Below are 24,856 nucleotides of genomic sequence, written 5' to 3'. Positions count from 1 at the left end.
CGATGACGACCTTCAATGTGATGGTGCCGGTGGCCGGGGTGCTCAGCCTGCCGTTCCTGCCGTTGCTGCATGAACTGATCCGGCGCAGCGACGTGGCGGCGCTGCCGATCGGCGACGGACCGTTCGTCGATCAGGCGCTGCTCGCCGCCCGCTGGCGCGATGCGCTGCGCATGCACGCCGGCGGTGTGCAGCCGGGCGATCCGTCCGCCGTGCCGCCGTGGCACGCGCTGGGGCTCCTGGTGCGGCACGACGACGAGATCCGCGTCGTGTGCGACGAGCATTGCGACGACGTGCTGTATGCGGATCGTGCGATCACGCTCGACCGCGGCGCGCGGGCAGCGTATGCGTTCGCCGAGCAGCGCATCGACATTCACGCCGGCGCGACGATCGGCATGCTCGCGCACGCGTCGCACATCGACGTCGAAAGCGCGGTGCTGCGCGGCGTCGTGGTCGGCGGGACGATGCACCTGCACGGCGCCGGCGGCTTCGCGTGCCTGTACGGCGAGCCGATCGTGTTCGGCAAGGCAGCGAGCGTGCCGCCCGACCATGCGGCCGGCGCGCCGCGCCGCGCGGTCTCGCTGACGCGCCATTTCGCGAAGCTGCCGCATCGCTACGTGCACGGCCGCTACCTGCTGCCCTGCGACGTGCGTCTGCCCGCGCACACGGTCGTGCAGGGCAACCTCGTGGTGGACGGCACGCTGGTGCTCGGCGACGGCTGCGTGCTGCGCGGCAGCGTCAAGGCGCATCGCGTCGAGCTCGAACGCCACGCATTCCTGCACGGCGCCGTGTTCGCGCGGGACGACGTGCTGCTCGCCAGCGGCAGCTGCATCGACGGCGTCGTGTCTGCGGGCGGCCTGCTGCGCCTGAGCGGCGGGCGCATCGGCGTCGCCGGCCATCCTGTCAGCGCATGCGCACGCGACGTCTCGGTCATCGGCCACGCCTGCGTGTACGGCGACCTCGTCGCCTGCCGCAGCGGCTGGTTCCACGCATCCCGTTAAGGAGCGCCTTCATGTCCGATCGTTCCAGCCGTCGCGGCTCGCGCGCACCCGTCGCCGCACTGGCGGTGCTGTGCGGCGTCGCCGTCGGCCCGCTCCCGGCGCTCGCGGTGCAGCCTGATGATGCCGGCGTGCCGGCGCCCGCGCAGTCGCCCGACGTCGCCGCGCCCGTCATCGTGCCGCGCGCGCTCGACGCGCCCGCGTTCGTGCGCGTATCCGCCGACGGCCTGCCGGACGGCACGCCGCTCGCCGAATTCTCGCCTGACGACACGAACCGGCCGCCGTTGCCCGACGCGGTGATCGCGCACGTGCAGGCGCCGCGCGAACGGCATGCCGAGATGTCGCTCGGCGTGTCCAGCGCGCACCTGACGCACGGGTATGGCGACTGGTACGGCGTGCATTTGCGCGGCGTCTATCAGGACGGCGGCCGCACGATACTCGGCGAGCTGGCGCAGCTGCACCGTTTCGGCGAGAACACGCAGCTCGGCTCACTGACGTATGTGCAGGACATGGGACCGGACTGGTTCGGCGGCATCGGCTTTTCCGGCACCACGTCCGGCACGATCCTGCCGAGCGCTCGCGTCGACGTGTCGATCAACCGCAAGCTGCTGTCCAACCGTTCGCTGATCGTGTCGCTCGGCGCCGGCTACGCGTGGAACCGCAGCGGCCACAAGGATCAGCTGTATCACGGCGGCTTGATCTGGTATGCACTGCCGAAGTGGATCTTCGAGGCGGGCGCGAACTATACGGTCGATTCGCCAGGGTCGGTGAAGGCGCCCCAATACTACGGCGCCGTCACCTACGGCGAAGTCGGGAAGAGCGTGATCGTGCTGCGCGGCGGGTTCGGCCGCGAGGCGTACCAGGTCACCGGCTCCGGGTCGCAGATCGCCGACTTCCGCAGTCACGAAGTGATCGCGAAGTGGCGCTACTGGTTCACGCGCAAGTGGGGTACGCAAGTCGAGTTCGATTACTACCATAACCCTTACTACTCACGGATCGGCGGCGAGCTGAGCGTGTTCTATCGCTGGTAGCGGGGGCGGGTGCCATGCAGACGCATCCCGTCCGTCCCGGCGTCGACCGCTCGCTGCGGATCCACCCGCATCCGCAGCGCTGGCTGCTGTCGATCGTGCTGCTGACACCGACGCTCTATGCGTTGCTGTGGTTCGGCCTGCCGCTCGCCTGGCGCTACTGGCGCGCGGTCATGGAGTGGGGCGCGTACCAGATCGATCCGGCGCTGCACGTGATCGTGATCGGCTACCCGCCCGATGCGCCGCGTGTACCGCTGCTGTCGATCGATCTCGCGGCGCGGATGCCGAGCGGGACACTGCTCGCCGTGACCGCGGCGCTGTGCGCGGTTGGCTTCGCCGCGTCGTTCTTGCGGCGTACGAACTGGTTGCCCGTTGCATATCTGTTACGTATCTCGAGCTTCACGCAGCTGCTGATTTGCGCGTATTTCTGGCTGGCGCCGGGCGCGTTCCCGTATGTGCCGCTGCTGCATCTGCGCGACATGTTCGTGCTGCACGGCGCGGCGATCACGCTGATTCCGCTGGTGATGGCGGTGCTTTACTACCCGCTCGACTTCACGCTGCTGCAAAAGATTTTTGCATCGGTGCTCGTGGTCGGCTATTTCGTGTTCGCGCTGCCGTTCGTGATGCTGCTGCACGCGGTCGTCATCCATCACGGCTCGCTGCTGTTTTTGCCGTTCTGCTATTTCCTGCTCGGCGGCCCGCTGCTGATCGGTCTGCTGGTCACGCTCTACACGTACTGCGCGAGCTGGCCCGGCTCGCTGACGATTCCGTCTGATCAGTCGCGCTGAGTCGCGTTCAACCCCTGCCGTATCAACGATGAAACGATTCGGCCGCGCTTTTCGCCGAGCCGCCCGGCGCCCGGCGCATGGAGCGAGCACGACCGGGCCTCCGGGACCAATGGCACGTTGTTCGCTTCTCTCAATGCGTCGCATCGATTCGTTTTCAACGGGCAAAACGGCGCGGGATGCCGGGACAGGTTCGCTGGTCCCGGCCGTTCGATGCTCGACGAAACTGGGCAGCCTCACACATCCACCGGGCAAGGTTGGTTGACCTGGCGGCACGCGCATCGCTGCTGCCGCGCGCCAGCCATTCCTTAAGCGAGGAGCACACCATGTTGGCAAAGTCAGGCAAGTTCTTGCGGATTCTGTTCGCGTTGTTCGCACTCGCGATCGCATTCAGTCCGGGCGGGGTTCAGGCGGCCACCAACCAGCTCCTCCTGTTGGTGCCGGACACGCTGACACTGCCCGATTCGCGTGTCTCCGCGTGGCTCGATACCGCGCAGGAGGAAGGGCTGCAGATCAAGGTAATGACCGACAGCGAGTTCATGGCCGCCGGTTCGTCGCTGTCGCAGTACCCGGGCCTGATCCTGCCGGACCAGGTTCATACGACGGCCGACGATACGCTCGTGACGGCGATCCAGAACTACGCGCTGAACGGCGGCAAGGTGATGCTCGTCTACGATTTCGGCGTGCTGAATTCGGCCGGCTTCTACGTGAGCCCGAAATCGCGCTTCAGCAACATGGCGGGTGTCGATTACGTGCTGTATGACCAATACGGCGGCAACATGATCGGTCTCGGCAACGTGACCGGCATGAGCAGCTGGCTGCGCACGCTGCAGGTGCCTCCGGGCAAGTCGATGGCATGGACCTCCACTTCGTCGACCACGACCACGACGACCGCGAGCTCGCTCGCGTCGACGAGCAGCGCCGGCACGTCGACGACGTCGGCATCGACGTCCGGCTCCGCGCTCTTCCTGTCCGCCAGCCCGTCGAACCCGGGCGGCCTCGCCAATTACAATCACCAGGCATGGTTCCAGTACGCGACGGCGCCCACGGGCAGCGGCGTGCTGAGCCAGACGCTCCCGAAGCTGACCGGCACCGTGACCGGCAAGCTGAAGAAGACGACCACGTACAGCGCCGGTTCGCTCCTGAGCACCGCGACCGGCACCACGGCCAATACGCTCGCTTCCACGCTGGCGACCACCACCGATACGCTCGAAGGAATCTCCGGCTACGTATACGGTTTCCTGACCTACCCGAGCTTCGTCACGCAGGGCACCTATGCCGGCACGACGATCCTGACCTCGCCGAATTTCGGGCTGGTGTCCGGCTACAACACGTACGGCAACGGCGGCGTGCTGTTCGTCAACCTGCCGCTGGCCTACCTCGACGGCCAGACCGACGGCATGCTGATCCACGGCTACCTGCATTACTTCGGCACCCAGATGCTGCACCTGGCGTCGCTGTCGCCGCTGCCGAAGGCGCAGGCCGGGCTCGTGTTCAACTGGCACTTCTGCGCGGGCGACCAGATCCAGCCGGCGCTTTACCTGAAGAGTCTCGGCGTATGGAACAACGGGCCGTTCTCGCTCGTGATGACCGCTGGCCCGGACGAGGCTACTTTCGGCGACGGCGACGGCATCAATCTCGCCAACAACCCGACGGCGCAGAATTTGCTCAAGTACTTCGTCACCAAGGGACATCGCGTCGGCAGCCACGGCGGCTGGATCCACGACTACTGGGGCGCGAATGCGAGCGAAACGAACGCGAGCACGTTCACGCAGTATCTGGTGATGAACCACCAGGCCGTTCAGGCCGCGACGGGCCTGCCCGATGTCGAATACGCGGCACCGGAAGGCAACACGCCGACCTGGTCGGTGAACTGGCTCGAAAGCAACGGCTTTAACGGGTACTACTTCACCGGTCATACCGGTTCGGCGCCGACCCGCGCATACCGCAACGGCGCGATGCTGAACCCCGGCCTGTGGGCTTACCCCGTGATGCCGTTCGGCAAGTACGCGACGTTCGAGGAGTTCCAGCAGTATGCGGTGCCGACGACCGACGTGAACAACTGGTACGCCGCGCTGATGAACTGGGTCGTCGCGAACCGCACGAGCCGGCTGATCTATGCGCACCCGTTCGGCGCGTCGTCCTATACGTCGACGCTGTCCGCGATCTTCTCGCAAGCGAATACGCTGAAATTGCTCGGTCAGTTCAGGTGGTACACGATGACCGACATCACGGCGTTCGACCGGTCGCGCCTGAACGTCACGTGGTCGGCCACCGATACGGGCAGTGGCTGGGCATTCTCCGCCAGTCACCCGGCCAGCCTGGCGAACATGACCTGGCTGCTGCCGAAGGCAGCGTATGCATTACCGATCATCACGCAAGGCAGCGGCAGTGTGAACATCACCGACTCGACCTACTGGCTCGTGACAGCGAACAGCGGAACCAGCCTCAAGTTCACCAGCGCCAAGGTGCACTGAGCCATACCGTCGACACGTTCGCCGGGCGCGACGCGGCCAACGCCGCGTCCGGCGACGATTGCGCAGGACTACCGCGCAGGAGCCCCCGATCATGAACCGGCCCGCGCTTTTCCCGGCTGCACGCGCATGCGTGGCGGCCACCGTCAGGCGGTGCCACGCGTGGCGCGTTGCCTGCTGCGTCGCCGCGTGCTGCTCCGTGCTGCATGCGAGCGCCGCCGAACTCCAGCTCAACGGCTTGTACCAGCGTCCCGACGGAGCGATCACCGTGCGCCTGAACGGCGCCGGCATCGATCCTTATTTCGCGGCGAAGGCCCTGCTTGCCGCTGCCGATACCCAAATGAATGCCCGCCAGGCGGCACTTGCGTGGATCGCATGGGTGTTGCCGCGCCAGCGTCCCGACGGCGGTTTCGATCGTTACTGCGTGAAGGGCGGCCAGACCAGCCCGTGCGCGGAAGCCGACGCGGACGACGCAATGATGGCGACGTGGATCGAGCTGCTCGCGCGCTTCGCGCCGCCCGACGGGATGCCGGCCGCGTGGGAACTCAGCCTGAACCGCGCGGCCGCGCACCTCGACACGCTGCTCGACAAGGCGACTGGCGTCTACCAGATCTCGTCGTCACTGCAAGTCGCGCTGCTGATGGACAACGTCGAGGTACACAGCGCGTTCCAGGCGCTCGCCGCGTATTACGTGCGCCGCGCCGAGTATGCGCGCGCGGGCCCGTTGAGCCAGCGTGCCGACCGGCTCTCGGCGGCGATCCTCAAGGTGTTCTGGCGCGGCACGCAATCGGGCTTTCGCGCCAGCACGCAGCGGATCAGTGACGCGACCTTCTATCCGGCGAAAGTCGCGCAGATCTTCCCGATCCTGTCCGGCATTCGGGTGCCCGACCAGTCGAACGAGACGATCTACGCGCAGTGGATGCAGAAGTACGGCAAGACCTGGATGCAGCTCGCCGGCTCCGATTTTCCGTGGGGGCTGATCGCACTGGTCGCGTTCAAGATGAACGACTGGAGCACCGTCGCCTGCTGGTATGCCCGCTCGGGCCCATACCGTCACGGCACGCACTGGAACGTACTGGAGGAGGCGCTTTACCTGGCATTCGAAAGCCGGATGGCCGATCCGCTCGCACCCGCTCAATGCGGCTTCACGACGGCGTCGGCGACGGTGACCGGATCGCGCTGACACAACGGCGCACGGTTCGTGACTGAACAAAGGGAAGGAGACGTGTCATGTGTGGCATCGTCGGCGCGGTCGCGCAACGGAACATCGTTCCGATTCTGATTGAAGGCTTGCGCCGCCTCGAATATCGCGGCTACGATTCATGCGGCGTGGCGACCGTCGTCGATGGCCAGGCGCGCCGCGAGCGCAGTGTGTCGCGCGTCGCCGATCTCGACGCGCACGTGCGCAGCGCCGGGCTGTCCGGCAGCACCGGCATCGCGCATACCCGCTGGGCGACGCATGGCGCGCCCGCAACCTGCAACGCGCATCCGATCTTCTCGCGCGACGAAATCGCGCTCGTGCACAACGGCATCATCGAGAATCACGAAACGTTGCGCAGGCAACTGTCTGACGAGCAATACGAGTTCGACGGCCAGACCGACACCGAGGTCGTCGCCCACCTGATCCACAGCAAGTATCGCGGCGACCTGCTCGCCGCCGTGCGCGATGCGACGTCGCAGCTGCACGGCGCGTACGCGATCGCGGTGTTCAGCAAGCACGAGCCGCAGCGGCTGATCGGCGCGCGCGCCGGGTCGCCGCTCGTCGTCGGCCTGAAGGACGACGAATGCTTTCTCGCGTCCGACGCGCTCGCACTGGCCGGCATCACCGATCGCTTCATCTTTCTCGAGGAGGGCGACATCGTCGAGCTGACGCCGGGCGGCGTGCGGATTCTCGAACGCGGCGGCACACCGGTCGATCGTCCGATCCAGACCGTTGCGTCGACGCAAGGCGTGGTCGAGCTCGGGCCGTACCGGCATTTCATGCAGAAGGAGATCTTCGAGCAACCGCAGGCCGTGGCCGCGACCATTCCCGACGCGGGGCTGTTCGATCCGGCGACGTTCGGCCCGGACGCCACGCGGGCGTTCGAGCAGATCGACAACGTGCTGATCCTCGCATGCGGCACGAGTCACTATTCCGGCCTGACCGCGCGCCGCTGGCTCGAGACGATCGCGCGCCTGCCCGCGCAGGTCGAGATCGCGAGCGAATACCGCTACAGCGACGCGCTCGCGCTGCCGAATACGCTGGTGATCAGCGTGTCGCAATCCGGCGAGACCGCCGACACGCTCGCCGCGCTCAAGTACGCGCAGGCGCTCGGTCATATCGACACGCTCGCGATCTGCAACGTGCCGACCAGCGCGATGATGCGTCAGACCGGCCTGCGGTTCCTGACGCGGGCCGGCCCGGAAATCGGCGTCGCGTCGACCAAGGCATTCACGACGCAGCTCGTCGCGCTGTTCATTCTCGCGGTGACGCTTGGCCGGCTGCGCGGCTACGTCGACGACGCGCAGCTCGCGCGTTATACGACGCAGTTGCGGCGGCTGCCGAGCGCGCTCGAGGACGTGCTCACGCTGGAGCCGCAGATCGAGCGCTGGGCCGCGGAGTTCTCGCGGCACGAGAATGCGCTGTTTCTCGGGCGCGGGCTGCATTACCCGATCGCGCTGGAAGGCGCGCTGAAGCTCAAGGAGATTTCGTACATCCACGCTGAAGCGTATCCGGCCGGTGAACTGAAGCATGGGCCGCTCGCGCTCGTCACGCACGCGATGCCGGTCGCGACGATCGCGCCGAACGACGCGCTGCTCGAGAAGCTCAAGTCGAACATGCAGGAAGTGCGGGCGCGAGGCGGGCAGCTTTACGTATTCGCCGATGCCGATACGCGGATCGACAACAGCGAAGGCGTGTCGGTGCTGCGGATGCCGGATTACTACGGGCTGTTGTCGCCGATCCTGCACGTCGTGCCGCTGCAGTTGCTCGCGTATCACGCGGCATGCCTGCGCGGCGCGGATATCGACAAGCCGAGGAACCTGGCGAAATCGGTGACGGTGGAGTGACGGGATGGGAGCCGGTCGACCGCGCCGGCGGCCCCGGCGCGTTTCGGGGCCGTCGGCCGCAGGTGCCGGCCGGCCCGCGCAAGCGATCAGCGCAGGCCCGGCCGGGACTTCACGATTTTTCCTCGCTGCATCACGTATTCGACGCTTTCGCCTTCCCCCGCGACGATGCCGATATCGTCGAGAGGATTCCCGTCGAGCACGACGACGTCCGCGATCGCGCCCGCGGCAATCACACCCAGTTGCCCCGGCATGTTGACGATCTCGGCCGCCACCGTCGTCGCCGATCTGAGCGCCTCGAGATTGCCCAGCACGTCGGCCCGGATCCGGAACTCGCCGCATTGGAACGCGTGCATTTCGCCGAGGAGGTCGGATCCGAAGCCCATCTTCACGCCGGCGTTCGCGTAAATTTCGAGCGACTCGCGTCCTTTCTGCCGCACGGAGGCCACCTTGGCCACCGAATCCGCCGGCATCCCGAACTGCGCGCCGTGTTTCGCCAGCGCGTCATACGTGACGAGCGTGGGCACGACGAATGCACCGCGCTCGTGCATGAGCTTCGCCGCGTCGTCGTCGACGAGATTGCCGTGCTCGATCGTCCGAACGCCGCACCGCACCGCGCGTGCAATCGCGCGCCCCGTATAAGCATGGGCCATCACGTAAGTGTTCGCGGCGTCGGCTTCATCGACGATCGCCCGGATCTCGTCTTCCGAATACTGCGTGTTCGCGATTGGATCGGTCGGCGAGGCAACGCCGCCCGACGCCATGATCTTGATCTGCGTCGCGCCTTTCTGAATCTCTTCGCGCACGGCGAGCCGCACGCCGTCGACGCCGTCGACGACCCGGGCGATCGCCCCCGTGCGAAAGCAGCACGAGCAAGGCTCCAGGACATCCCCGCGCGGCCGGAAATCGCCGTGCCCGCCGGTTTGCGACAACGCCTTGCCGGACGGAAAGATCCGCGGCCCTGCAACCAGCCCGGTCTCGACCGCCTGCATCAGGCTCCAGTCCGCGCCACCCGCGTCCCGCACGCTGGTAAACCCGCGCGCCAGCATCGCATCGAGAATCGGCAACGACCGGATTGCCGCGAGAATGTTCGGTTGCGTCGCGTTGGCGCCCAGGTTCGCATTTGCAGCGAGCACGTGCACGTGGCAATCGATGAACCCCGGCATCACGGTCTTCCCGCGCACATCGATCACGTGGGCATTCGGAAAATCCGCGGGGCGATCGGTGACTTCGACGATGCGTTCGCCGTCGATGACGACGTGATGATGTTCGAGCAGCACGCCCCGTTCGAGGTCGAGCACGTTGCCGCCGTGAAGCACGGTAATGGTCATGGGGAAAGGTCCTTATCGAGTCGTTGACGCGTTGCGCCGCGGGTCCCTCACGAAGCGCGTGCCGACGAGGCTGACCGCGGCCGCGACGCTCACGTAGAGCGCGGGCGCCATGTTGCTGCCCGTGCGGGCGATCAGCCACGTCATGAGGAACGGTGCGAAGCCACCGAAGAGGGTTACCGCGAAGTTGTAGGCGACCGACAACCCGGTCGACAGCACCTTGGTCGGAAACAGCTCGGCGAACGCCGCGAGAATCGGCCCGGTATACGTCGCGATCAGCACGCCGAACACGGCCTGGAACACGATCAGGGATGCAAAGCCGGGCGCGTGGTTGATCCACGCGAACATCGGCCACGCGAGCACCAGGATCGCGAGCGCCGAGCCGGACAGGAACACGCGCCGGCCCCACGCGTCGGCGAGCTTGCCGACGATCGGCGAGCAGCACATGATCATCAGCCCGCCGACCATGCCGGCCGCGAAGCCGGTCGACTGCGGCAGGTGCAGCGTGCGCACCGAATAGGTCGGCATGTAGAACAGCAGCACGTACGTGCAGACCGTCCACAGGATCACCATCGAGAAGCTGGCGAACGTCTCGCGCGGGTAGGTCGACAGCACTTCCTTCAGCGGGGAGGTTTCCTTCGCCTGTGCTTCGACGGCGCTGAACGCGGGCGTTTCGTCGAGATGGCTGCGGATGAAGTAGCCGACCGGCCCGACGACGATCCCGAGCAGGAACGGCAGCCGCCAGCCCCAGCCATGCAACGCCTGCGCATCGAGCGACGTCGTGACGAACGTGCCGGTGGCCGCACCGAGCAGCACCGCGAAACCGATGCTCGACTGGATCCAGCTCGAGTAGTACGCGCGCTTCTCCGGCGGCGCGTACTCGGTGAGGAACGCGGTGGCGCCGCCCATCTCGCCACCGGCGGAGAAGCCTTGCAGCAGCCGCGCGACGACGATCAGCAGCGGCGCGGCGATGCCGGCCTGCTCGTAGGTCGGCGCGAGCCCGATCAGCGCGGTGCCGAACGCCATCATCAGGATCGTCAGCGACAGCGCGGCCTTGCGTCCGGCCTTGTCCGCGTAGACGCCGAGCACGATGCCGCCCACCGGCCGCATGAAGAAGCCGACACCGAACGTCGCGACGGTGAGCAGCACCGACGTCAGTTCATTGCCCGTTGGGAAGAACAGCTTCGCGATGATCACCGCGAAGAAGCTGTAGACGGTGAAGTCGAACCATTCGAGGCCGTTGCCGATCACGGTCGCAACGATGGCGCGGCGGCGCTGCTGGGTAGCCGCATCGACGGAACGCGCGGCGCGCGGGGAAAGCGTTCCTTGCATGGTCTCTTCCTTTCTCAGAAGACGGGACGGGTGTCCCGCATGAACCCCATGCTAAGGACAGCCGGTTTTTTTTCTGAAACGAAAGATTTGCATGCACGCATGCGCACGGCGCATGCATCGCAATCACGGCGCGGTCTGCTGGTCCGCCTGTTCGAACAGCCAGCGCGAAAACAGTCGTGCCGCCTGGTTCTGCGCGCGATCGTTCGGCGAGATCACGTAATAGCCGCCGCCGTGGCTCGCGGAGGCTTCCGTCACCCGCACGAGCAGGCCTGCCTCGATGCACGCGTCGATCATGTAGCGCCAGCCGAGCGATACGCCCTGGCCGAGGATGGTCATCTGCACGATCTGCGGATACGAGTTGATCGTGATGTCCTGCGGCTGCGCCTTTTGCCGGTCGACGTCGTTCATGCCGAACCATTCGGACCACGACATCCATTGGCGTTGGCCGTCCTCGAGGCGCAGCAGCGTCTCGCTCGCGAGGTCGGCCGCGCTCAGCGTGCGGCCGGCCAGGTAGCCCGGCGCGCAGACCGGGAATACTTCCTCGTCGAACAGGCGGCGCGCGGTGTACTCGGCGGGCGCCTGCTGGCGCACATAGTAGACGCCGACGTCGAATTCCGCGGGCGACATCGACGCCAGGCCGTCGCGCACGATCAGGCGCAGCTTGAGGTCCGGATACGCAACGCGGAACGCGGGCAGGCGTGGCGTGAGCCACAGCAGGGCGACGCCGGACGAGCAGGCGACCGTCAGTTCGAGATCGCCGTACGGCTTCATCACGTCGTGCGTCGCTTCCGCGCATTGCGTGAGCAGATGATGAACCTGCGCCGCGTATTGCTCGCCGGCGATCGTCAGCCGCAGCGAGCGGTGTTCGCGAACGAACAGCGAACGGCCGAGGAATTCCTCGAGCTGCTGGATCTGGCGGCTGATCGCGCTTTGCGTCAGGTGCAGTTCGGCGGCGGCCTTCGTGAAGCTCGCGTGCCGCACGGCGGCTTCGAACGCGACGAGGCACTGAAGGGGCGGCAGGGGCGTGATGCGCATGGCGGGCGTGAGGATCGAGGTCGCTGCCGACATGATACGGGTGTAGGGGCCGGAAATCGCGTGCCGGAAAAGGTACTGCCGGCACGTCGTATTCGTGCGAAGATTGAGCGAGCTTCCACCCGCATTCCATCGAGACCGTCGTGATCCGATCGAACCCCGAGGGCAACCCGCAGGCCGGCCATCCGCCGTGGATGCCCGTCGCGCTGGCCGAGCTGGGCATCCGCCGCTTTCCGCCCGGCAGCGTCAATCCGCGCATCGTTGAATACAACGATCACACGAACCTGGTCGGCTACGACGACAAGATTTCGTGGTGTTCGTCGTTCGTCAACTGGTGCATGACGCATGCGGGCATCCGTGGCACGGGTTCCGCGCTTGCGCGTTCGTGGCTCGAATGGGGGCGCCCGCTGGAGCGCCCCGTGTACGGCTGCATCGCGATCCTGACGCGCGACGATCCCGCGAGCTGGAAGGGTCACGTCGGGTTCTATCTGCGTCACGACGACCTGCAGGTGCACCTGTTCGGCGGCAACCAGCTCGAGGCGGTGCGCGAGCTCGCGTATCCGGTGACCGAGGTGATCGGATACCGGTGGCCTGCCGCCGGCTGACCGGGCCACGGTCAGCCGCTGCCAAGCTGTTGCCCGCGCCGCATCGGCCCGGCCGGGAAGCCGGCCCGGAGATCGCGAGGCCGGCGTCGCACGGCGGTCGCGGTCAGTTCGTCGCGCCAGCGGCAGCCACGGCCACGGGCGCCGTCTCCGGCCCGCCCGCCGCACCATTCCTGCTCCACCCGCCCCCGAGCGACCGATAAAGCGCGACCGCCGCCAACGCATGCTCGCGCTTCACCTGGTTGAGCGCATCCGAGTCCCGCAGATACACCTCCTGCGCGGACAGCACGTCCAGAAAATCCGTCGCGCCTCCCTTGTAGAGCTGGTTCGCCAGCCCGAGCGACTTGTCCGACGCCGCAAGCGCACTGTCGAGCCGCCGTGTCGCTTCATCGCTGCCGACGAGGTTCGCGCGCGCATCCTCGACTTCCCGCAGCGCCTGCAGCATCGTCTGCCGCAACCCGAGTTCCGACTCGCGCATCCGGCTTTCGCTCTGCGTGATGTCGGCCGTGATCCGCCCGGCGTTGAAGATCGGGCTGGTCGCGCTCAACGCCGCGCTGAACAGGTTGTCGGTCAGCGTCGGCAACCCGAGGTACGACGCGGCCAGAATCCCGTCCGTCAGGTTCAGCGAGAACTTTGGATACCGCTCGGCCTTCGCGACGCCGACCTGCGCCGCGCGCCGCTCGACCTGCGCGTAAGCGGCGAGCACGTCGGGCCGGCGCAGCAGCGCCTGCGAGGGCAACGTAGCGGGCGACCCGGCCGGCGGCGCCGGAATCGCGCCGGCCTGCGCGAGCACGAGCCGGTCGATCGACTCGGGCGTGCGGCCTGAATACACGGCGATCAGGTTGAGCTGATGCGCAATCTGCGCCCGTGTCGGCGGAATCCGCGCCTCGAGCGCATCGAGCTGGTTCTGCGCGCGCGTGACGTCGAGTTCCGTCGACAGCCCGAACGCCTGGCGCTTGCGCGTGAGTTCGAGCGCATGCTGACGGATCGCCGCGTTGTCCTGCAGGATCTTCAGTTCCTGCTGCGCCCAGCGCAGGTCGACGTACGCGCCGGCCGCATCGGCCGCGAGCGCGAGCCGCATCGCGTCTTCCGCATGCCTTTGCCCGACCAGTTCGGCCTGCGCGGCCAGCAGGTCGAGCCGTTCGCCGCCGAACACGTCCGGCGACCAGCTCAGCGCGAGTCCCGCGCCGGCCTGCCGCACATAGCCGAGCGGCGGCGGCGTGTTCTGGCGCGCATCGGCCGCACGCGCGGTCGCGTCGAGTTCGGGCAGCAGCGCCGCGCGCTTCTGCACGGTCAGCGCCTGCGCCTGCTTCACGCGTTCGGCGGCGGCCTGCAGATCGAGGTTGCCGTCGAGCACGGTCGCGATCAGCCGGTCGAGCACGGGATCGTTGAACCGCGCCCACCACGCGGCGGCGCCGATGTCCGCGCGCGGCACGTCGGTGTCCCACGCGGCGGGCGCGAGCGATTGCACGGAATCGTGCAGCGCGGGGTGCTGCGCGGGCTGCACCGCACACCCCGCGGCGAATGCGCTGACGGCCAGCGCGACGAGTAGCTTTTTCATGATGATGACCTCGGCTTCAATGTGCGTCCGGCGGCGGCGCGTTCAGGGTGATGGGACGGGAAAACGCGACGGCGATCAGCGCGACCACGAAGCACAGCGACAGCGCGTAATACGCATCCGCGTAGGTGAGCGTCAGCGCCTCGCGATAGATCAGGCGGTGCAGGTTCGCGAGGCTCGCCTGCGCGGTATCCAGCGTATTGCCGGCCACCGAGGTCCAGTACGCGGCCTGGCGGTCGAGCAGCGACGCGACCTGCGGCTCGCCGGCGCTCACGTGCTCGTTCAGGCGCAGGTAGTGGAAGTTCAGCCGGTCGTTGAGCATCGTCGCGCTCACTGCGATGCCGATCGCACCGCCGAGGTTGCGCATCAGGTTGAACAGGCCGCTGGCCGATTTCAGCCGCGACTGCGGCAGCGAACCGAGCGCCATCGTCACGATCGGCGGCACGCTGAACTGCTGGCCGATCCCGCGCAGCGCCTGCGGCAGCAGCAGTTCCCGCCAGCCCCAGTCGTGCGTGATCGGCGTGTACAGGTAGCAGCCGAGGCCGAAGCAGACGAGCCCGAACACGAGCAGCGCGCGCATGCTGAAGTAGCGCGCGGCGAACGCATACGCGCAAAGCGCGAGCAGCTGGAACGCGCCGACCGACAGCAGCGCGATGCCGATCTGCAGTGAACTGAACGCACGCACCTGGGCGAGAAACAGCGGCGTCAGGAACACGGTGACGAAGATACCGATGCCCGTCACGAACGACAGCAGGCTGCCGATCCCGAAGTTGCGCACGGCGAGCGCGCGCAGGTCGACGATCGGGTCTTCGGCGGTCAGCGCATGCACGATGAACAGGACGCCGCAGATGCCGGAGATCCACGCGCAGATGACGATCGCGTCGTCGCTGAACCAGTTCTTGCGCGGGCCTTCCTCCAGCACGTATTCGAGGCAGCCGAGGAAGCCCGACATCAGCGCGATGCCGAGATAGTCGCCGCGCTTGATGAGGCTCAGGTCGGGTTCGTCGATATGCACGTAGCGCGGCACCAGCACGGCCACGGCGATGCCGGGCACGAGGTTCAGGTAGAACAGCCAGTGCCACGACCATTGATCGGTGATCCAGCCGCCGATCACGGGCCCGATCGCCGGCGCGAGCGACGCGAGCGCGCCGATCGTCGTCGACGCGATCAGCCGCTGCTTGCCCGGGAACAGCACGAACGCAGTCGTGAACACGGTCGGGATCATCGCGGCGCCGAGCGCGCCCTGCAGCCCGCGGAACAGGATCATCGAGTTGATGTCCCACGCGAGCCCGCACAGCATGCTCGTGATCGTGAAGCCGATGGCCGACGCGACGAACAGCCAGCGCGTCGACATCACCTTCGACAGCCAGCCCGACATCGGGATCACGATGATCTCGGCGATCAGGTAGGCCGTCTGCACCCACGACAGTTCGTCCTGGCTGGCGGACAGTCCGCCGCCGATGTCGCGCAGCGACGACGCGACGATCTGGATGTCGAGCGTCGCCATGAAGAAGCCGACGCACATCAGCGCGAACGCGAAGACGCGCTGCTTCGTCGGTTGCGACGCGGGGTCGCCGGAAAACGCGGTGGTCATCGTCGGCTCCCGTTCAGTTCGCGTGGTCGGTGTGCACGGTCACGACCGCGGACAGGCCGGGGCGCAGCACCTGCCCGATGCCCGGTCGAGGATCGAGATGCACGCGCACCGGCACGCGCTGGACGATCTTCGTGAAGTTGCCGGTCGCGTTCTCGGGCGGCAGCACGCTGAAGGTTGCGCCGGTCGCGGGCGCCAGGCTGTCGACGCGGCCATGCAGCTGTGTGCTCGATGCGTCGAGCGTCACGTCGACGCGATCGCCCGCGCGCATCTTGCGCAGCTGGTCTTCCTTGAAGTTCGCGTCGATCCACAGCCCCGACGCGGGCACGACCGTCAGCAGCGGCACGCCGACGTTCGCGAGCATCCCGACGCGGCCCGTGCGGTTGCCGACGTAGCCGTCGACCGGCGAGCGGATCGTCGTGTATTCGACGTTGAGCGCCGCGACGCGCTGCGCGGCCAGTGCCGTGTTCACGCGGGCCCGCGCATCGGCGAGCTGCGCGCCGAGCACGTCGAGCTGCCGCTTCGATGCGAGCAGCGCGGCGTCGCTGCGTGCGACGGCCGCATCCGCCTTCGAATAGTCGGCGTCCGCGCGTTCGACGATCTGGTTCGACACCGCGTCGGATTTCACGAGCTCGCGGTAGCGCACGCGGTCCGACGACGCACGCGTGAGCTCGGCCGACGACGCGTTCCTGTCCGCCGCATGCTGGCCGATTACCGCGTACTGCAGTTGCTGCTTCGCTTCGAGTTCGGTCACCGCGGAGCGCGCGCTGTCGACTTCCGCGGTGGCCTGCGCGAGCTTCGCATCGTAGTCGCGCGCATCGAGCTGCACGAGCACGTCGCCGGCCTTCACGCGCTGGTTGTCCGTCACGAGGATCTTGTCGACGAAGCCGTTCACCTTCGGCGCGAGCACCGTGACGTCGCCGCCGACATACGCATCGTCGGTGCTCTCCTGGAAGCGCAGCACGAACAGCCAGTCGAGCACGGCAGCGGCCACCACGACGATCACCGCGCCCACCGCGATGCGCATCCACGGCACGCGGCGTTGCTTGGCCGGCCGCTCGATTGTGGCTGCCTCGCGGGAGGCAGCGGCTTGGGTCGTTTCCATCGATTCACCTATGTATATGCACTTATCGAAACGACCGACGACGCGTCGCCGATCGGGGAAGGGGTTAGCGTTCCGGCAGGTTGTGCGTGATCCGGAACAATTCGTCTCTGAGGCGGGCCGCCTGGGCCGGCCCGAAGCGCCGCTCGAACGCTTCCTGCGCGGCGAGCCAGTGCACATGCGCGTCGGCGATCTTCGTTTCGCCGTGCGTGGTCAGCGCGAACGTCTGGCGGCGGCAACGCGGCTCGATCCGGCCCGTCACGAGCGCCGCGCCGACCAGCGGCTTGAGCGCGCGCAGGAGCGCCGTGCGCTCGATCACCAGCACCGCCGACAGCGTCGCCATCGTCAGGCCCGGGCGCTCCCGCAGCAGCGCGAGAATGCTGTACTGCGACGGCGTGACGCCCGCCCGCGACAGGTAGCGCTCGTAGAACTGCGAGATTCGCCGGGCGGCTTGCCGGACCGCGAAGCAATCGTCGTCGGTGAGTGTGCTTTTGTGCATGTGCACATGTTAGGCGGCAACGCGGAGCGAAGCGAGGGGCGGGGCAGGATCAGATTGGTGTCGTGGCTGTACCAATCGGCGGCCCAGCGGCGCGTTCTCGCGCCGGATCAGGCCGCGGCCGGAACAATCCCGCCTTCGCGGTCGCAGTACGCGGCCGTGTAGTCGATGAACGCCTTGACCTTCGCGGGCAGCAGCGCGCGGTTCGCGTAGGCGAGCTTGATCTCCACGAACGCGTCGACGAGATCGGCGCCTTCGAGCAGCTGCACGAGCGCGCCCGACGCGAGTTGGGCTTCGACGAGCGTTTTCGGCACGACGCCGATGCCGAAGTCGTGCATCACCATTTCGCGGTTGAAGACGGGGCTGTTCGACGAGATGTCGAAGCTCAACGGCACGGTCAGCGTGTCGCCGCCGACGCGGAACGACAGCGCGGGCCGGCGCAGCGACGGCGACATTGGCACGAACGCATGATCGGCGAGTTCGGCCGGCGTCTCGGGACGCGGATGCGCGCGCAGATAGGCGGGCGTCGCGACGATCACCACCGGAATGCGTTCGACCAGCCGCACGACGGTCGTCTCGCTCGTCAGCATGTACGGCACGACGATGCCGATGTCGTAGCCTTCGCCGACGAGGTCGACCGGGCGCTCGGTCAGCGTGACGTCGAGCCGTACCTTCGGATGCGCGGCCTTGAAGCCGGCGATCAGCGGCACGAGCCGGTTCAGCGCGGCCGTCGTATGCGCGACGAGGCGCAGCAGCCCTTCGGGCTCGCGCGTATGCGACTGCGCCTGCGCTTCCAGCGAGTCGAGTTCGTCGAGCACGGCCGCGCAGCGTTCGTAGATGCGCTCGGCGGTTTCGGTCAGCGAGACCTGGCGCGTGGTCCGGTGCAGCAGGCGGCTGCCGAAGCGCGCCTCCAGATCCGCGACCGCCCGCGACACGACCGGCCGCGCGAGGCCGTGCATGTCGGCGGCGCGCGTGAAGCTGCGCATCTCCACCACCGACCGGAAGATCCGCAGCTTGTCGATGTAGTCCATGTCCGTCTCCTCGAGGCGATGGCGGGGCGCCCGATGCACGCGGCCGGCCCGGCCATGTTACGGCGGAGTGTACATTGACTTTATGTATATGCACATATAAATTGCCGGTCATGAACGATATCCAGATGACCCAGGCCTGCAATTGCCTCGCGCTGCGTCAGGCGGCGCGCTTCGTCACGCAACTCTACGAGCGGCATCTGGCCCCGGTCGGGGTCACGCCCGCGCAGTTCTCGATCATGGCGAACCTGTCGCGCCGGCCCGGCCTGGTGATGAGCGAGCTCGCCGATCGGCTGGTCATGGATCGCACGACGCTGTTGCGCGCGCTGAAGCCGCTGCAGCGCGACGGATTCGTCGCCGCGGCCGCGTCCGAGCATGACGCACGCGCGCATGCGCTCAGCCTGACGAAGCTCGGCGAGCACACCTACGCGCAGGCGAAAGTCGCGTGGCAGGCCGCGCAGGACGAGTTCGAGACGCAGTTCGGCCGCGGCCGGGCCAAGGCGCTGCGCGACGAGCTGTTCAGCCTGACGGCGCAGCGATAGGCGCAACGCGCGCGGTAGTATGACGAAAGCGATCCGGAGCCACCGGACGAGACACGAGGAGCACCCCTCATGCTGCAGTTGAGCGAGCGCGACGACGCGATGTTGCGCGGCGCATTCGGCGACGGCGTCGCACGCGCGATGCGGATCGTCGCGCGCACGGCAGAGGTCATGTCGGCGCCGCACCTGATCGACATCACGTCCGCGCATATCGACGGCTGTCTTTACCACGGCCGGACGAGCCTCGACTTCGTCGAGTATTTCGTCGACACCGGCGCGCAGGTCGCGGTGCCGACCACCCTGAACGTCGGGTCGCTCGACCTGATCCATCCCGAGCTGTATCACGGCGACCGCATGATCCAGCGCGACGCGCGGCGCCTGATGGATGCGCACCTGCAGCTCGGCTGCGAATCGAGCTTCACGTGCGCGCCGTATCAGCTGGAGAAGCGTCCGCGCCTGGGCGAGCAGATCGCGTGGGCCGAATCCAATGCGATCGTGTTCGCCAATTCGGTGCTCGGTGCGCGCACCAGCCGCTATGGCGACTTTCTCGACCTGGCCGCCGCGATTACCGGACGTGCGCCGTATGCGGGGCTGCATGTCGAAGCGAATCGCGCGGCGCGGATCGTGTTCAACGCGCCGGACTTCGGCAACCGGCCGTCGCGCGACATCCATTTCGCGGCGCTCGGGTTGCTGATCGGCAGGATCGCCGGCGCGATCGTGCCGGCGATTGTCGGGTTGCCCGCGGACACCACCGAAGACGAACTCAAGGCACTGGGTGCCGCCGCCGCATCGAGCGGGGCGGTCGCGCTGTTCCATGCGGTGGGCGTCACGCCCGAGGCGCCGACGCTCGACGCCGCATTGCACGGGCAGGCGGCGCTGCGAACGGTCGATGTCGCGATGGCCGATCTCGACGAGATCCGCCGCACGCTGAACCACGGCGCGGCCGGCGATGCGCTCGTCGCGGTCGCGCTCGGCACGCCGCATTTCTCGCTGGCCGAATTCCGCACGCTCGACGCGCTGCTCGATCGGTTCGACGGCAAGCCGAAGTGCGATTTCTACGTGAACACGAGCCGCTTCATCCTGTGGGAGCTGGGCGAGCTCGGGCTCGCCGACAAGTTCGACGCGCGCGGCATCCAGATCGTCGTCGACACCTGCACGTACATCACGCCGGTGATGAAGCAGCTGTCGGGCCTGGTGATGACCAACTCCGGGAAGTGGGCGTCGTATGCGCCCGCGAACATCGGCGTCACGGTCGCGTACGGCAGCATGCGCGAGTGCGTGCGTTCCGCGTTCGAAGGAAAGGTGCGATTCGATGACTGACACAACGATCGGGAAACTGACGGGCGACACGCTCGTACCGGGCAGCGCATGCGCAAGGACGATCGTGCTCGACAAGCCGCTCAGCTTCTGGGGCGGCTACGACTCGGGCGCGGGGCGGATCGTCGATCGCGGGCATCCGCAGGCCGGCGCGAGCCTGGCCGGCCGGATCATGGTGATGCCGCATGCGAAGGGGTCGAGTTCGAGCAGCAGCGTGCTCGCGGAAGCCGTGCGCAACGGCACCGGGCCGGTCGGGATCGTGCTGAAGGAGCGCGACCTGATCATCTCGATCGGCGCGATCGTTGCCGCCGAACTGTATGCGATCGCGGTGCCGGTGGTGTGCGTGACCGACGATGTGTATGACGCGATCGTTGCCGCGACCGGCGAGGTGCGGATCGAGGCGGGTGAAGGGGACGGCGGCGCGCGGATTGACGTCGGCAATTGACGCGTCGCGCTCGGCGTCCGTTCACCTCGGCGAGAGGCGGATCGATGCCGGTGACGGGGCGGCAGCGCGCATTGACGTCGGCAGCCGATGCGTCGGGCGTCGTTCCATTGACCCGGATCACACGAATGCGCCGCTACCTTCGGGTGTCCGGTGTGAGTGCTTTCCCTGCGGCAGGCGGGTCGCGCCAGCCGCCGCGCTTGCGCGAGCCTTCCCGCTTACTCGCGCGCCGGATTGCCGGCCGCTTCCCGATAAGCGCTCGGCGTCTGCCCGGCCCAGCGCCGGAACGCCCGCGTGAAATTCGCCGGGTCGGTGAATTGCAGCCGCTCGGCGATCGTCTTCAGGTCGAGGTCCGATGCCGACAGCAACTGCTTCGCGTCGCGAAACCGCGCTTCGTCGAGCAGTTCCCGATAGCTCGATCCGGCTTCCTCGAGCCGGCGCCGCAGCGTGCGCGTCGACACGAGCAGTGCATCGGCGAGCGCCTCCGGGCTCGAATAGTCGCCGGCCGTGCGCGCCAGTTCCGCGCGCACGCGCTCGACGAGATCGCCTTCCTCCTGGCGCACCTGCGCATACTCGCGCTCGACCTGCACGAGCGCCTGCCGGTGCGCGACTTCGTCGGCGAGCGGCAGCGGCCAGTCGAGCACCTCGCGCGCGATCCACAGCGCGTTCGCGGCGCAGCCGAATTCGACCGGCGGCAATTGGGCGCGGTAACGCGCGAAATACCCGGGCTCCGGCCACGCGAAGCGCAGCGTAATCGGCGGCGACGCGCGCCCGGACCACTGCGAGATGTTTTGCGCGAGCCCGGTCAGCACGAACTCGAACATCACGTGATGCTGCAGCACGGGGCTTGCCTGCACGCCGTGCAGTTCGAGCGTCGCGCCGTGTTCGTCCTCCGCATAGGTCAGCCGATATTGGCGGTTGCGCATCCGGAAGTAGCGCTGCGTGACGACCAGCGCGTCGCGGATGTCCCGGGCGGTCAGCGTCGCATAGCCGAGGAAGCCGTGCACGGTTGGCTTCAGCAGCAGCCCGAACGCGAGCCCGATGCCCGGATCGCCGCCGATCTCGATCGCATTGAGCACGAGCCGGCCCCATTGCGATGGCGCGACGCGCGCGTCCGGTTCGGCCAACACCGCGTCGCGCAGCCCGGTGCCCGCGCGCACCGCGGCCAGATCGACGCCGCGCGCGGCCAGCGCCTGCAGCAGCAGGCGTGTATAGGCGACCGGAATCGTCGGCCGGCGCAGCCCGAGGTGGTCCTTGCGTGGCGGAGAGGTCATGTCGTTTTGGCCGGAAATGACAAGCATTATGGCTGTTTGCCCCCTCACGTTCAAGGCGGCGCGCGGCCTACGATGGCACCTATCGCTTACCGGCAGGATCACCATGACGACCCCCTTTCCCCACCTGCTCGCGCCGCTCGATCTCGGCTTCACCACGCTGAAGAACCGTGTGCTGATGGGCTCGATGCACACGGGCCTCGAGGACAGCCGCAAGACGCTGCCGCGCCTTGCCGACTATTTCGCCGAACGTGCGCGCGGCGGCGTCGGCCTGATCGTGACCGGCGGCTTCGCGCCGAACGTGGCCGGCTGGACCAAGCCGTTCGGCGGCACGCTGATGACGTCGGCCGGCGCGCGGCGGCATCGCGTGATCACCGATGCCGTGCATGCGGACGACGGCAAGATCGCGCTGCAGATCCTGCATACCGGCCGCTACGGTTACCACCCGTTCGCGGTCGCGCCGTCGAAGATCAAGTCGCCGATCTCGCCGTTCGCGCCGCACGAACTCGGCGCGCGCGGCGTCGAGCGGCAGATCCGCGCGTTCGTCCGCTGCGCGCAGCTCGCGCGCGAGGCCGGCTACGACGGCGTCGAGATCATGGGTTCCGAAGGCTACCTGATCAACCAGTTCATCTCGATGCATACGAACAAGCGCACCGACCGGTGGGGCGGTTCGTACGAGAACCGGATCCGCCTGCCGATCGAGATCGTCGAGCGCACGCGCGAAGCGGTCGGGCGCGACTTCATCCTGATCTATCGGCTGTCGATGCTCGACCTGATTCCGGACGGCAGCGACTGGCGCGAGACCGTGCAGCTCGCGAAGGCCGTCGAGCGCGCGGGCGCGACCATCATCAACACGGGGATCGGCTGGCATGAGGCGCGCGTGCCGACGATCGCGACGTCGGTGCCGCGCGGCGCGTTCGCGTGGGTGACGAAGAAGATGAAGGGCGAGGTCGGTATTCCGCTCGTGACGACCAACCGGATCAACCGGCCCGAAGTGGCCGAGCAGATTCTCGCGGATGGCTGCGCGGACATGGTATCGATGGCGCGCCCGCTGCTCGCGGATGCCGAGTTCGTCGTCAAGGCCGCGCAGGGCCGCGCCGACGAGATCAACACGTGCATCGGCTGCAACCAGGCGTGTCTCGACCACGCGTTCAAGAACAAGATCGCGTCATGCCTGCTGAACCCGCGCGCATGCCACGAGACGGAACTGGTCTACACGCGCGTGCAGCAGCCGAAGCGCATCGCGGTGGTCGGTGCGGGGCCGGCCGGGCTCGCGTGCTCGACCGTGCTTGCGCAGCGCGGCCACCACGTCGACCTGTTCGACGCGGCGTCGGAGATCGGCGGCCAGTTCAACATGGCGAAGCGGATTCCGGGCAAGGAGGAGTTCGACGAAGCGCTGCGTTACTTCGGCCGCCAGGTCGAGCTGACCGGCGTGAACCTGTACCTGAACCACCGCGTCGACGCGAGCGACCTGATCGCGGGCGGCTACGACGAGATCGTGCTCGCGACCGGCGTGGCGCCGCGCGACCCGAAGATTCCCGGGCAGGACGGACCGAACGTGCTCAGCTATGTCGACGTGCTCGCCGGCAGGCAGCCGGTCGGCCGGCGTGTCGCGGTGGTCGGCGCGGGCGGCATCGGCTTCGATGTCGCCGAGTATCTGGTGCAGGACGGCGAGTCGCCGACGCTCGATCTGGACGAGTGGAAAGCGGAGTGGGGCGTGACCGATCCGGCCGCGACGCGCGGCGGCGTGACGCGCGCGCAGGTCGCCGCGCCGGCTCGCGCAGTGACGCTGCTGCAGCGCAAGGCCGCGCCGCTCGGCAAGGGGCTCGGCAAGACGACCGGCTGGATTCACCGCGCGACGCTGAAGATGAAGCAGGTGAAGATGATCGGCGGCGTGAACTACGAATTGATCGATGCGCGCGGGCTGCACGTGTCGTACGGCGAGCAGCGTACCGATCACGAACTGATCGAGGCCGACACGATCGTGCTGTGCACGGGGCAGGAGCCGCAGCGCGCGCTGCTCGCGCCGCTGCAGGCGGCCGGACGCTCGGTGCACCTGATCGGCGGCGCGGAACTGGCGGCCGAACTCGATGCGAAGCGTGCGATCGATCAGGGCTCGCGGCTTGCGGCGCGGTTGTAACGAACCGCCCGTTCAGGTTTCGAAACGGAGCGCGTCGCGCGGTGGCAGCTTGCCTGCGCGACGGCTCGCGACGTTGCGTCCGATGATGCGTCATGCCGGGGCACACCGACAGCATGGAACGGATGTACCGCGTCGCCCCGCAACGTGGCGACGCGATTTCCGCGGATCGCCATCTGCCGCCGGCCGGCGTGCGTCAGGCCGCTTCGGCCCGTTCTTCCTCTTCCGCTTCCAGCATCGCCTTGACGATCAGGTAGACGGCCGGCAGGTCGTCGTCGTCGCGACGCCAGTCGACCGGCTCCTCGACGTCCGCGGCGACCAGCCGGCTGTCGCGCAGGCGAATGAACGCGTCGACGACCATCGGATCGTTGCGGCTCAGGAAACCGGTATTCGAGAACGCGAGTTCCTCGACGTTCAGCAGCGCCTGCCAGCTCATCGTGCGGACGGCGGCCGGATGGGTGCGGCGCCGCAGCCCGAGCGCGCGTTGCGCAGGGCCGCCGACGACACGCTGCAGGTCGACGACCGCCCGCTGCGCGGCACGCTCGAAGTGGACCGGGTTGAAGCCGGGTTGCTCGGGATCGAATGCGGATGACTGGAACATGGTCGCCTCACAAAAGTCCGTCCGTCATGGGTGACGGAATTCGGGTCAAATGGTGCAAAAGCACTGTAAATATATACAGTGTTCGAGGCGGTTTCAAGTGCTGAATGCACGTGGGTTCGTCGTAACCGGTTCGAGCGCGGCGGTGAGGGTGGC

21 protein-coding genes are annotated in these 24,856 nt (G+C 67.6%); 11 read left to right on the top strand and 10 right to left on the bottom strand.

Translation table 11 applies throughout. The annotated features are described in order from the left end of the window. Positions 1-2: 2 nt before the first annotated feature. The 6 genes from DIE21_RS02860 to glmS all read left to right on the top strand — a co-directional run bounded on the left by DIE21_RS02860 (position 3) and on the right by glmS (position 8,330). Complete coding sequence (locus DIE21_RS02860; protein ID WP_124495826.1) at positions 3-998, top strand: polymer-forming cytoskeletal protein; 996 nt, start codon at positions 3-5, stop codon at positions 996-998. A gap of 11 nt (positions 999-1,009) precedes the next feature. Continuing rightward, the gene (locus tag DIE21_RS02855; protein ID WP_124495824.1) at positions 1,010-2,026 is read left to right on the top strand and encodes a YaiO family outer membrane beta-barrel protein; all 1,017 of its coding nucleotides are present in this window, start codon (positions 1,010-1,012) and stop codon (positions 2,024-2,026) included. Positions 2,027-2,040: 14 nt separating this feature from the next. After that, the gene (locus DIE21_RS02850) at positions 2,041-2,811 is read left to right on the top strand and encodes a hypothetical protein (RefSeq protein WP_124495822.1); all 771 of its coding nucleotides are present in this window, start codon (positions 2,041-2,043) and stop codon (positions 2,809-2,811) included. Between the two features lie 323 nt (positions 2,812-3,134). After that, positions 3,135-5,285, top strand: coding sequence for a hypothetical protein (locus DIE21_RS02845; RefSeq protein ID WP_124495820.1), 2,151 nt, complete (start codon positions 3,135-3,137; stop codon positions 5,283-5,285). Between the two features lie 91 nt (positions 5,286-5,376). Next, positions 5,377-6,465 (top strand): hypothetical protein, encoded by a 1,089-nt coding sequence (locus DIE21_RS02840; protein WP_124495818.1) that lies wholly within the window; start codon positions 5,377-5,379, stop codon positions 6,463-6,465. Positions 6,466-6,512: 47 nt separating this feature from the next. Next, positions 6,513-8,330 carry a glutamine--fructose-6-phosphate transaminase (isomerizing) gene (gene glmS, locus DIE21_RS02835; RefSeq protein WP_124495816.1) on the top strand — a complete coding sequence of 606 codons (1,818 nt, stop codon included), beginning with the start codon at positions 6,513-6,515 and terminating at the stop codon, positions 8,328-8,330. A gap of 86 nt (positions 8,331-8,416) precedes the next feature. Here glmS and DIE21_RS02830 read toward each other — a convergent pair whose 3' ends face one another. The 3 genes from DIE21_RS02830 to DIE21_RS02820 form a co-directional block, all read right to left on the bottom strand. After that, positions 8,417-9,658, bottom strand: coding sequence for an amidohydrolase family protein (locus DIE21_RS02830; RefSeq protein ID WP_124495814.1), 1,242 nt, complete (start codon positions 9,656-9,658; stop codon positions 8,417-8,419). Between the two features lie 12 nt (positions 9,659-9,670). Beyond that, complete coding sequence (locus tag DIE21_RS02825; protein ID WP_124495812.1) at positions 9,671-10,987, bottom strand: MFS transporter; 1,317 nt, start codon at positions 10,985-10,987, stop codon at positions 9,671-9,673. 123 nt (positions 10,988-11,110) lie between these two features. Beyond that, positions 11,111-12,022: a LysR substrate-binding domain-containing protein gene (locus tag DIE21_RS02820; RefSeq protein WP_124495961.1), complete on the bottom strand. Its 912-nt coding sequence runs from the start codon at positions 12,020-12,022 to the stop codon at positions 11,111-11,113. Between the two features lie 191 nt (positions 12,023-12,213). Here DIE21_RS02820 and DIE21_RS02815 point away from each other — a divergent pair, with 191 nt between their 5' ends. Next, a complete protein-coding gene (locus DIE21_RS02815; RefSeq protein ID WP_124495963.1) occupies positions 12,214-12,624 on the top strand; it encodes a TIGR02594 family protein in 411 nt (136 codons plus the stop codon). A 103-nt stretch (positions 12,625-12,727) separates the two neighbouring features. Here the strand turns inward: DIE21_RS02815 and DIE21_RS02810 are convergent, their stop codons facing one another. The 5 genes from DIE21_RS02810 to DIE21_RS02790 all read right to left on the bottom strand — a co-directional run bounded on the left by DIE21_RS02810 (position 12,728) and on the right by DIE21_RS02790 (position 18,399). Then, positions 12,728-14,182 (bottom strand): efflux transporter outer membrane subunit, encoded by a 1,455-nt coding sequence (locus DIE21_RS02810; RefSeq protein ID WP_124495810.1) that lies wholly within the window; start codon positions 14,180-14,182, stop codon positions 12,728-12,730. A 16-nt stretch (positions 14,183-14,198) separates the two neighbouring features. Then, entirely contained in the window at positions 14,199-15,773 is a 1,575-nt protein-coding gene (locus DIE21_RS02805; RefSeq protein WP_124495808.1) for a DHA2 family efflux MFS transporter permease subunit, read from the bottom strand. A gap of 13 nt (positions 15,774-15,786) precedes the next feature. Further along, complete coding sequence (locus tag DIE21_RS02800; protein ID WP_124495806.1) at positions 15,787-16,875, bottom strand: HlyD family secretion protein; 1,089 nt, start codon at positions 16,873-16,875, stop codon at positions 15,787-15,789. Between the two features lie 64 nt (positions 16,876-16,939). Continuing rightward, positions 16,940-17,371 carry a MarR family winged helix-turn-helix transcriptional regulator gene (locus DIE21_RS02795; protein ID WP_124495804.1) on the bottom strand — a complete coding sequence of 144 codons (432 nt, stop codon included), beginning with the start codon at positions 17,369-17,371 and terminating at the stop codon, positions 16,940-16,942. 107 nt (positions 17,372-17,478) lie between these two features. After that, a complete protein-coding gene (locus DIE21_RS02790; RefSeq protein WP_124495802.1) occupies positions 17,479-18,399 on the bottom strand; it encodes a LysR family transcriptional regulator in 921 nt (306 codons plus the stop codon). A gap of 110 nt (positions 18,400-18,509) precedes the next feature. Here DIE21_RS02790 and DIE21_RS02785 point away from each other — a divergent pair, with 110 nt between their 5' ends. The 3 genes from DIE21_RS02785 (at position 18,510) to DIE21_RS02775 (ending at position 20,697) form a co-directional block, all read left to right on the top strand. Continuing rightward, the gene (locus DIE21_RS02785) at positions 18,510-18,938 is read left to right on the top strand and encodes a MarR family winged helix-turn-helix transcriptional regulator (RefSeq protein WP_124495800.1); all 429 of its coding nucleotides are present in this window, start codon (positions 18,510-18,512) and stop codon (positions 18,936-18,938) included. Positions 18,939-19,007: 69 nt separating this feature from the next. Next, on the top strand, positions 19,008-20,255 hold the full coding sequence (locus tag DIE21_RS02780) for an aconitase X (RefSeq protein ID WP_124495798.1): 1,248 nt from the start codon (positions 19,008-19,010) through the stop codon (positions 20,253-20,255). Continuing rightward, positions 20,248-20,697, top strand: coding sequence for an aconitase X swivel domain-containing protein (locus tag DIE21_RS02775; RefSeq protein WP_124495796.1), 450 nt, complete (start codon positions 20,248-20,250; stop codon positions 20,695-20,697). Before DIE21_RS02780 ends, DIE21_RS02775 begins: the two co-directional genes overlap by 8 nt. 215 nt (positions 20,698-20,912) lie before the next feature. Here DIE21_RS02775 and DIE21_RS02770 read toward each other — a convergent pair whose 3' ends face one another. Further along, complete coding sequence (locus DIE21_RS02770) at positions 20,913-21,995, bottom strand: AraC family transcriptional regulator (protein WP_124495794.1); 1,083 nt, start codon at positions 21,993-21,995, stop codon at positions 20,913-20,915. Between the two features lie 76 nt (positions 21,996-22,071). Here DIE21_RS02770 and DIE21_RS02765 point away from each other — a divergent pair, with 76 nt between their 5' ends. After that, positions 22,072-24,105: an NADPH-dependent 2,4-dienoyl-CoA reductase gene (locus DIE21_RS02765; RefSeq protein ID WP_124495792.1), complete on the top strand. Its 2,034-nt coding sequence runs from the start codon at positions 22,072-22,074 to the stop codon at positions 24,103-24,105. Positions 24,106-24,298: 193 nt separating this feature from the next. On the opposite strand, the gene DIE21_RS02760 is transcribed toward DIE21_RS02765, so the two are convergent. Beyond that, entirely contained in the window at positions 24,299-24,703 is a 405-nt protein-coding gene (locus DIE21_RS02760) for a DUF2471 family protein (protein WP_124495790.1), read from the bottom strand. Positions 24,704-24,856: the final 153 nt, after the last annotated feature.

Source organism: Burkholderia sp. Bp9140 (assembly GCF_003853425.1).
Classification (GTDB): Bacteria; Pseudomonadota; Gammaproteobacteria; order Burkholderiales; family Burkholderiaceae; genus Burkholderia.
The sequence above is the reverse complement of the archived record's forward strand: the minus strand, read 5'-3'. Positions and strand labels throughout refer to the sequence as shown.

Bases quoted from the DNA above. Each gene is read 5' to 3' on its own strand.
- DIE21_RS02830 (WP_124495814.1), bottom strand. From the start codon at position 9,658: ATGACCATTACCGTGCTTCACGGCGGCAACGTGCTCGACCTCGAACGG.
- DIE21_RS02820 (WP_124495961.1), bottom strand. From the start codon at position 12,022: ATGCGCATCACGCCCCTGCCGCCCCTTCAGTGCCTCGTCGCGTTCGAA.
- DIE21_RS02785 (WP_124495800.1), top strand. From the start codon at position 18,510: ATGAACGATATCCAGATGACCCAGGCCTGCAATTGCCTCGCGCTGCGT.
- DIE21_RS02855 (WP_124495824.1), top strand. From the start codon at position 1,010: ATGTCCGATCGTTCCAGCCGTCGCGGCTCGCGCGCACCCGTCGCCGCA.
- DIE21_RS02840 (WP_124495818.1), top strand. From the start codon at position 5,377: ATGAACCGGCCCGCGCTTTTCCCGGCTGCACGCGCATGCGTGGCGGCC.
- DIE21_RS02795 (WP_124495804.1), bottom strand. From the start codon at position 17,371: ATGCACAAAAGCACACTCACCGACGACGATTGCTTCGCGGTCCGGCAA.
- DIE21_RS02790 (WP_124495802.1), bottom strand. From the start codon at position 18,399: ATGGACTACATCGACAAGCTGCGGATCTTCCGGTCGGTGGTGGAGATG.
- DIE21_RS02815 (WP_124495963.1), top strand. From the start codon at position 12,214: ATGCCCGTCGCGCTGGCCGAGCTGGGCATCCGCCGCTTTCCGCCCGGC.
- DIE21_RS02800 (WP_124495806.1), bottom strand. From the start codon at position 16,875: ATGGAAACGACCCAAGCCGCTGCCTCCCGCGAGGCAGCCACAATCGAG.
- glmS (WP_124495816.1), top strand. From the start codon at position 6,513: ATGTGTGGCATCGTCGGCGCGGTCGCGCAACGGAACATCGTTCCGATT.
- DIE21_RS02825 (WP_124495812.1), bottom strand. From the start codon at position 10,987: ATGCAAGGAACGCTTTCCCCGCGCGCCGCGCGTTCCGTCGATGCGGCT.
- DIE21_RS02805 (WP_124495808.1), bottom strand. From the start codon at position 15,773: ATGACCACCGCGTTTTCCGGCGACCCCGCGTCGCAACCGACGAAGCAG.
- DIE21_RS02845 (WP_124495820.1), top strand. From the start codon at position 3,135: ATGTTGGCAAAGTCAGGCAAGTTCTTGCGGATTCTGTTCGCGTTGTTC.
- DIE21_RS02775 (WP_124495796.1), top strand. From the start codon at position 20,248: ATGACTGACACAACGATCGGGAAACTGACGGGCGACACGCTCGTACCG.
- DIE21_RS02760 (WP_124495790.1), bottom strand. From the start codon at position 24,703: ATGTTCCAGTCATCCGCATTCGATCCCGAGCAACCCGGCTTCAACCCG.
- DIE21_RS02770 (WP_124495794.1), bottom strand. From the start codon at position 21,995: ATGCTTGTCATTTCCGGCCAAAACGACATGACCTCTCCGCCACGCAAG.
- DIE21_RS02850 (WP_124495822.1), top strand. From the start codon at position 2,041: ATGCAGACGCATCCCGTCCGTCCCGGCGTCGACCGCTCGCTGCGGATC.
- DIE21_RS02765 (WP_124495792.1), top strand. From the start codon at position 22,072: ATGACGACCCCCTTTCCCCACCTGCTCGCGCCGCTCGATCTCGGCTTC.
- DIE21_RS02810 (WP_124495810.1), bottom strand. From the start codon at position 14,182: ATGAAAAAGCTACTCGTCGCGCTGGCCGTCAGCGCATTCGCCGCGGGG.
- DIE21_RS02780 (WP_124495798.1), top strand. From the start codon at position 19,008: ATGCTGCAGTTGAGCGAGCGCGACGACGCGATGTTGCGCGGCGCATTC.
- DIE21_RS02860 (WP_124495826.1), top strand. From the start codon at position 3: ATGACGACCTTCAATGTGATGGTGCCGGTGGCCGGGGTGCTCAGCCTG.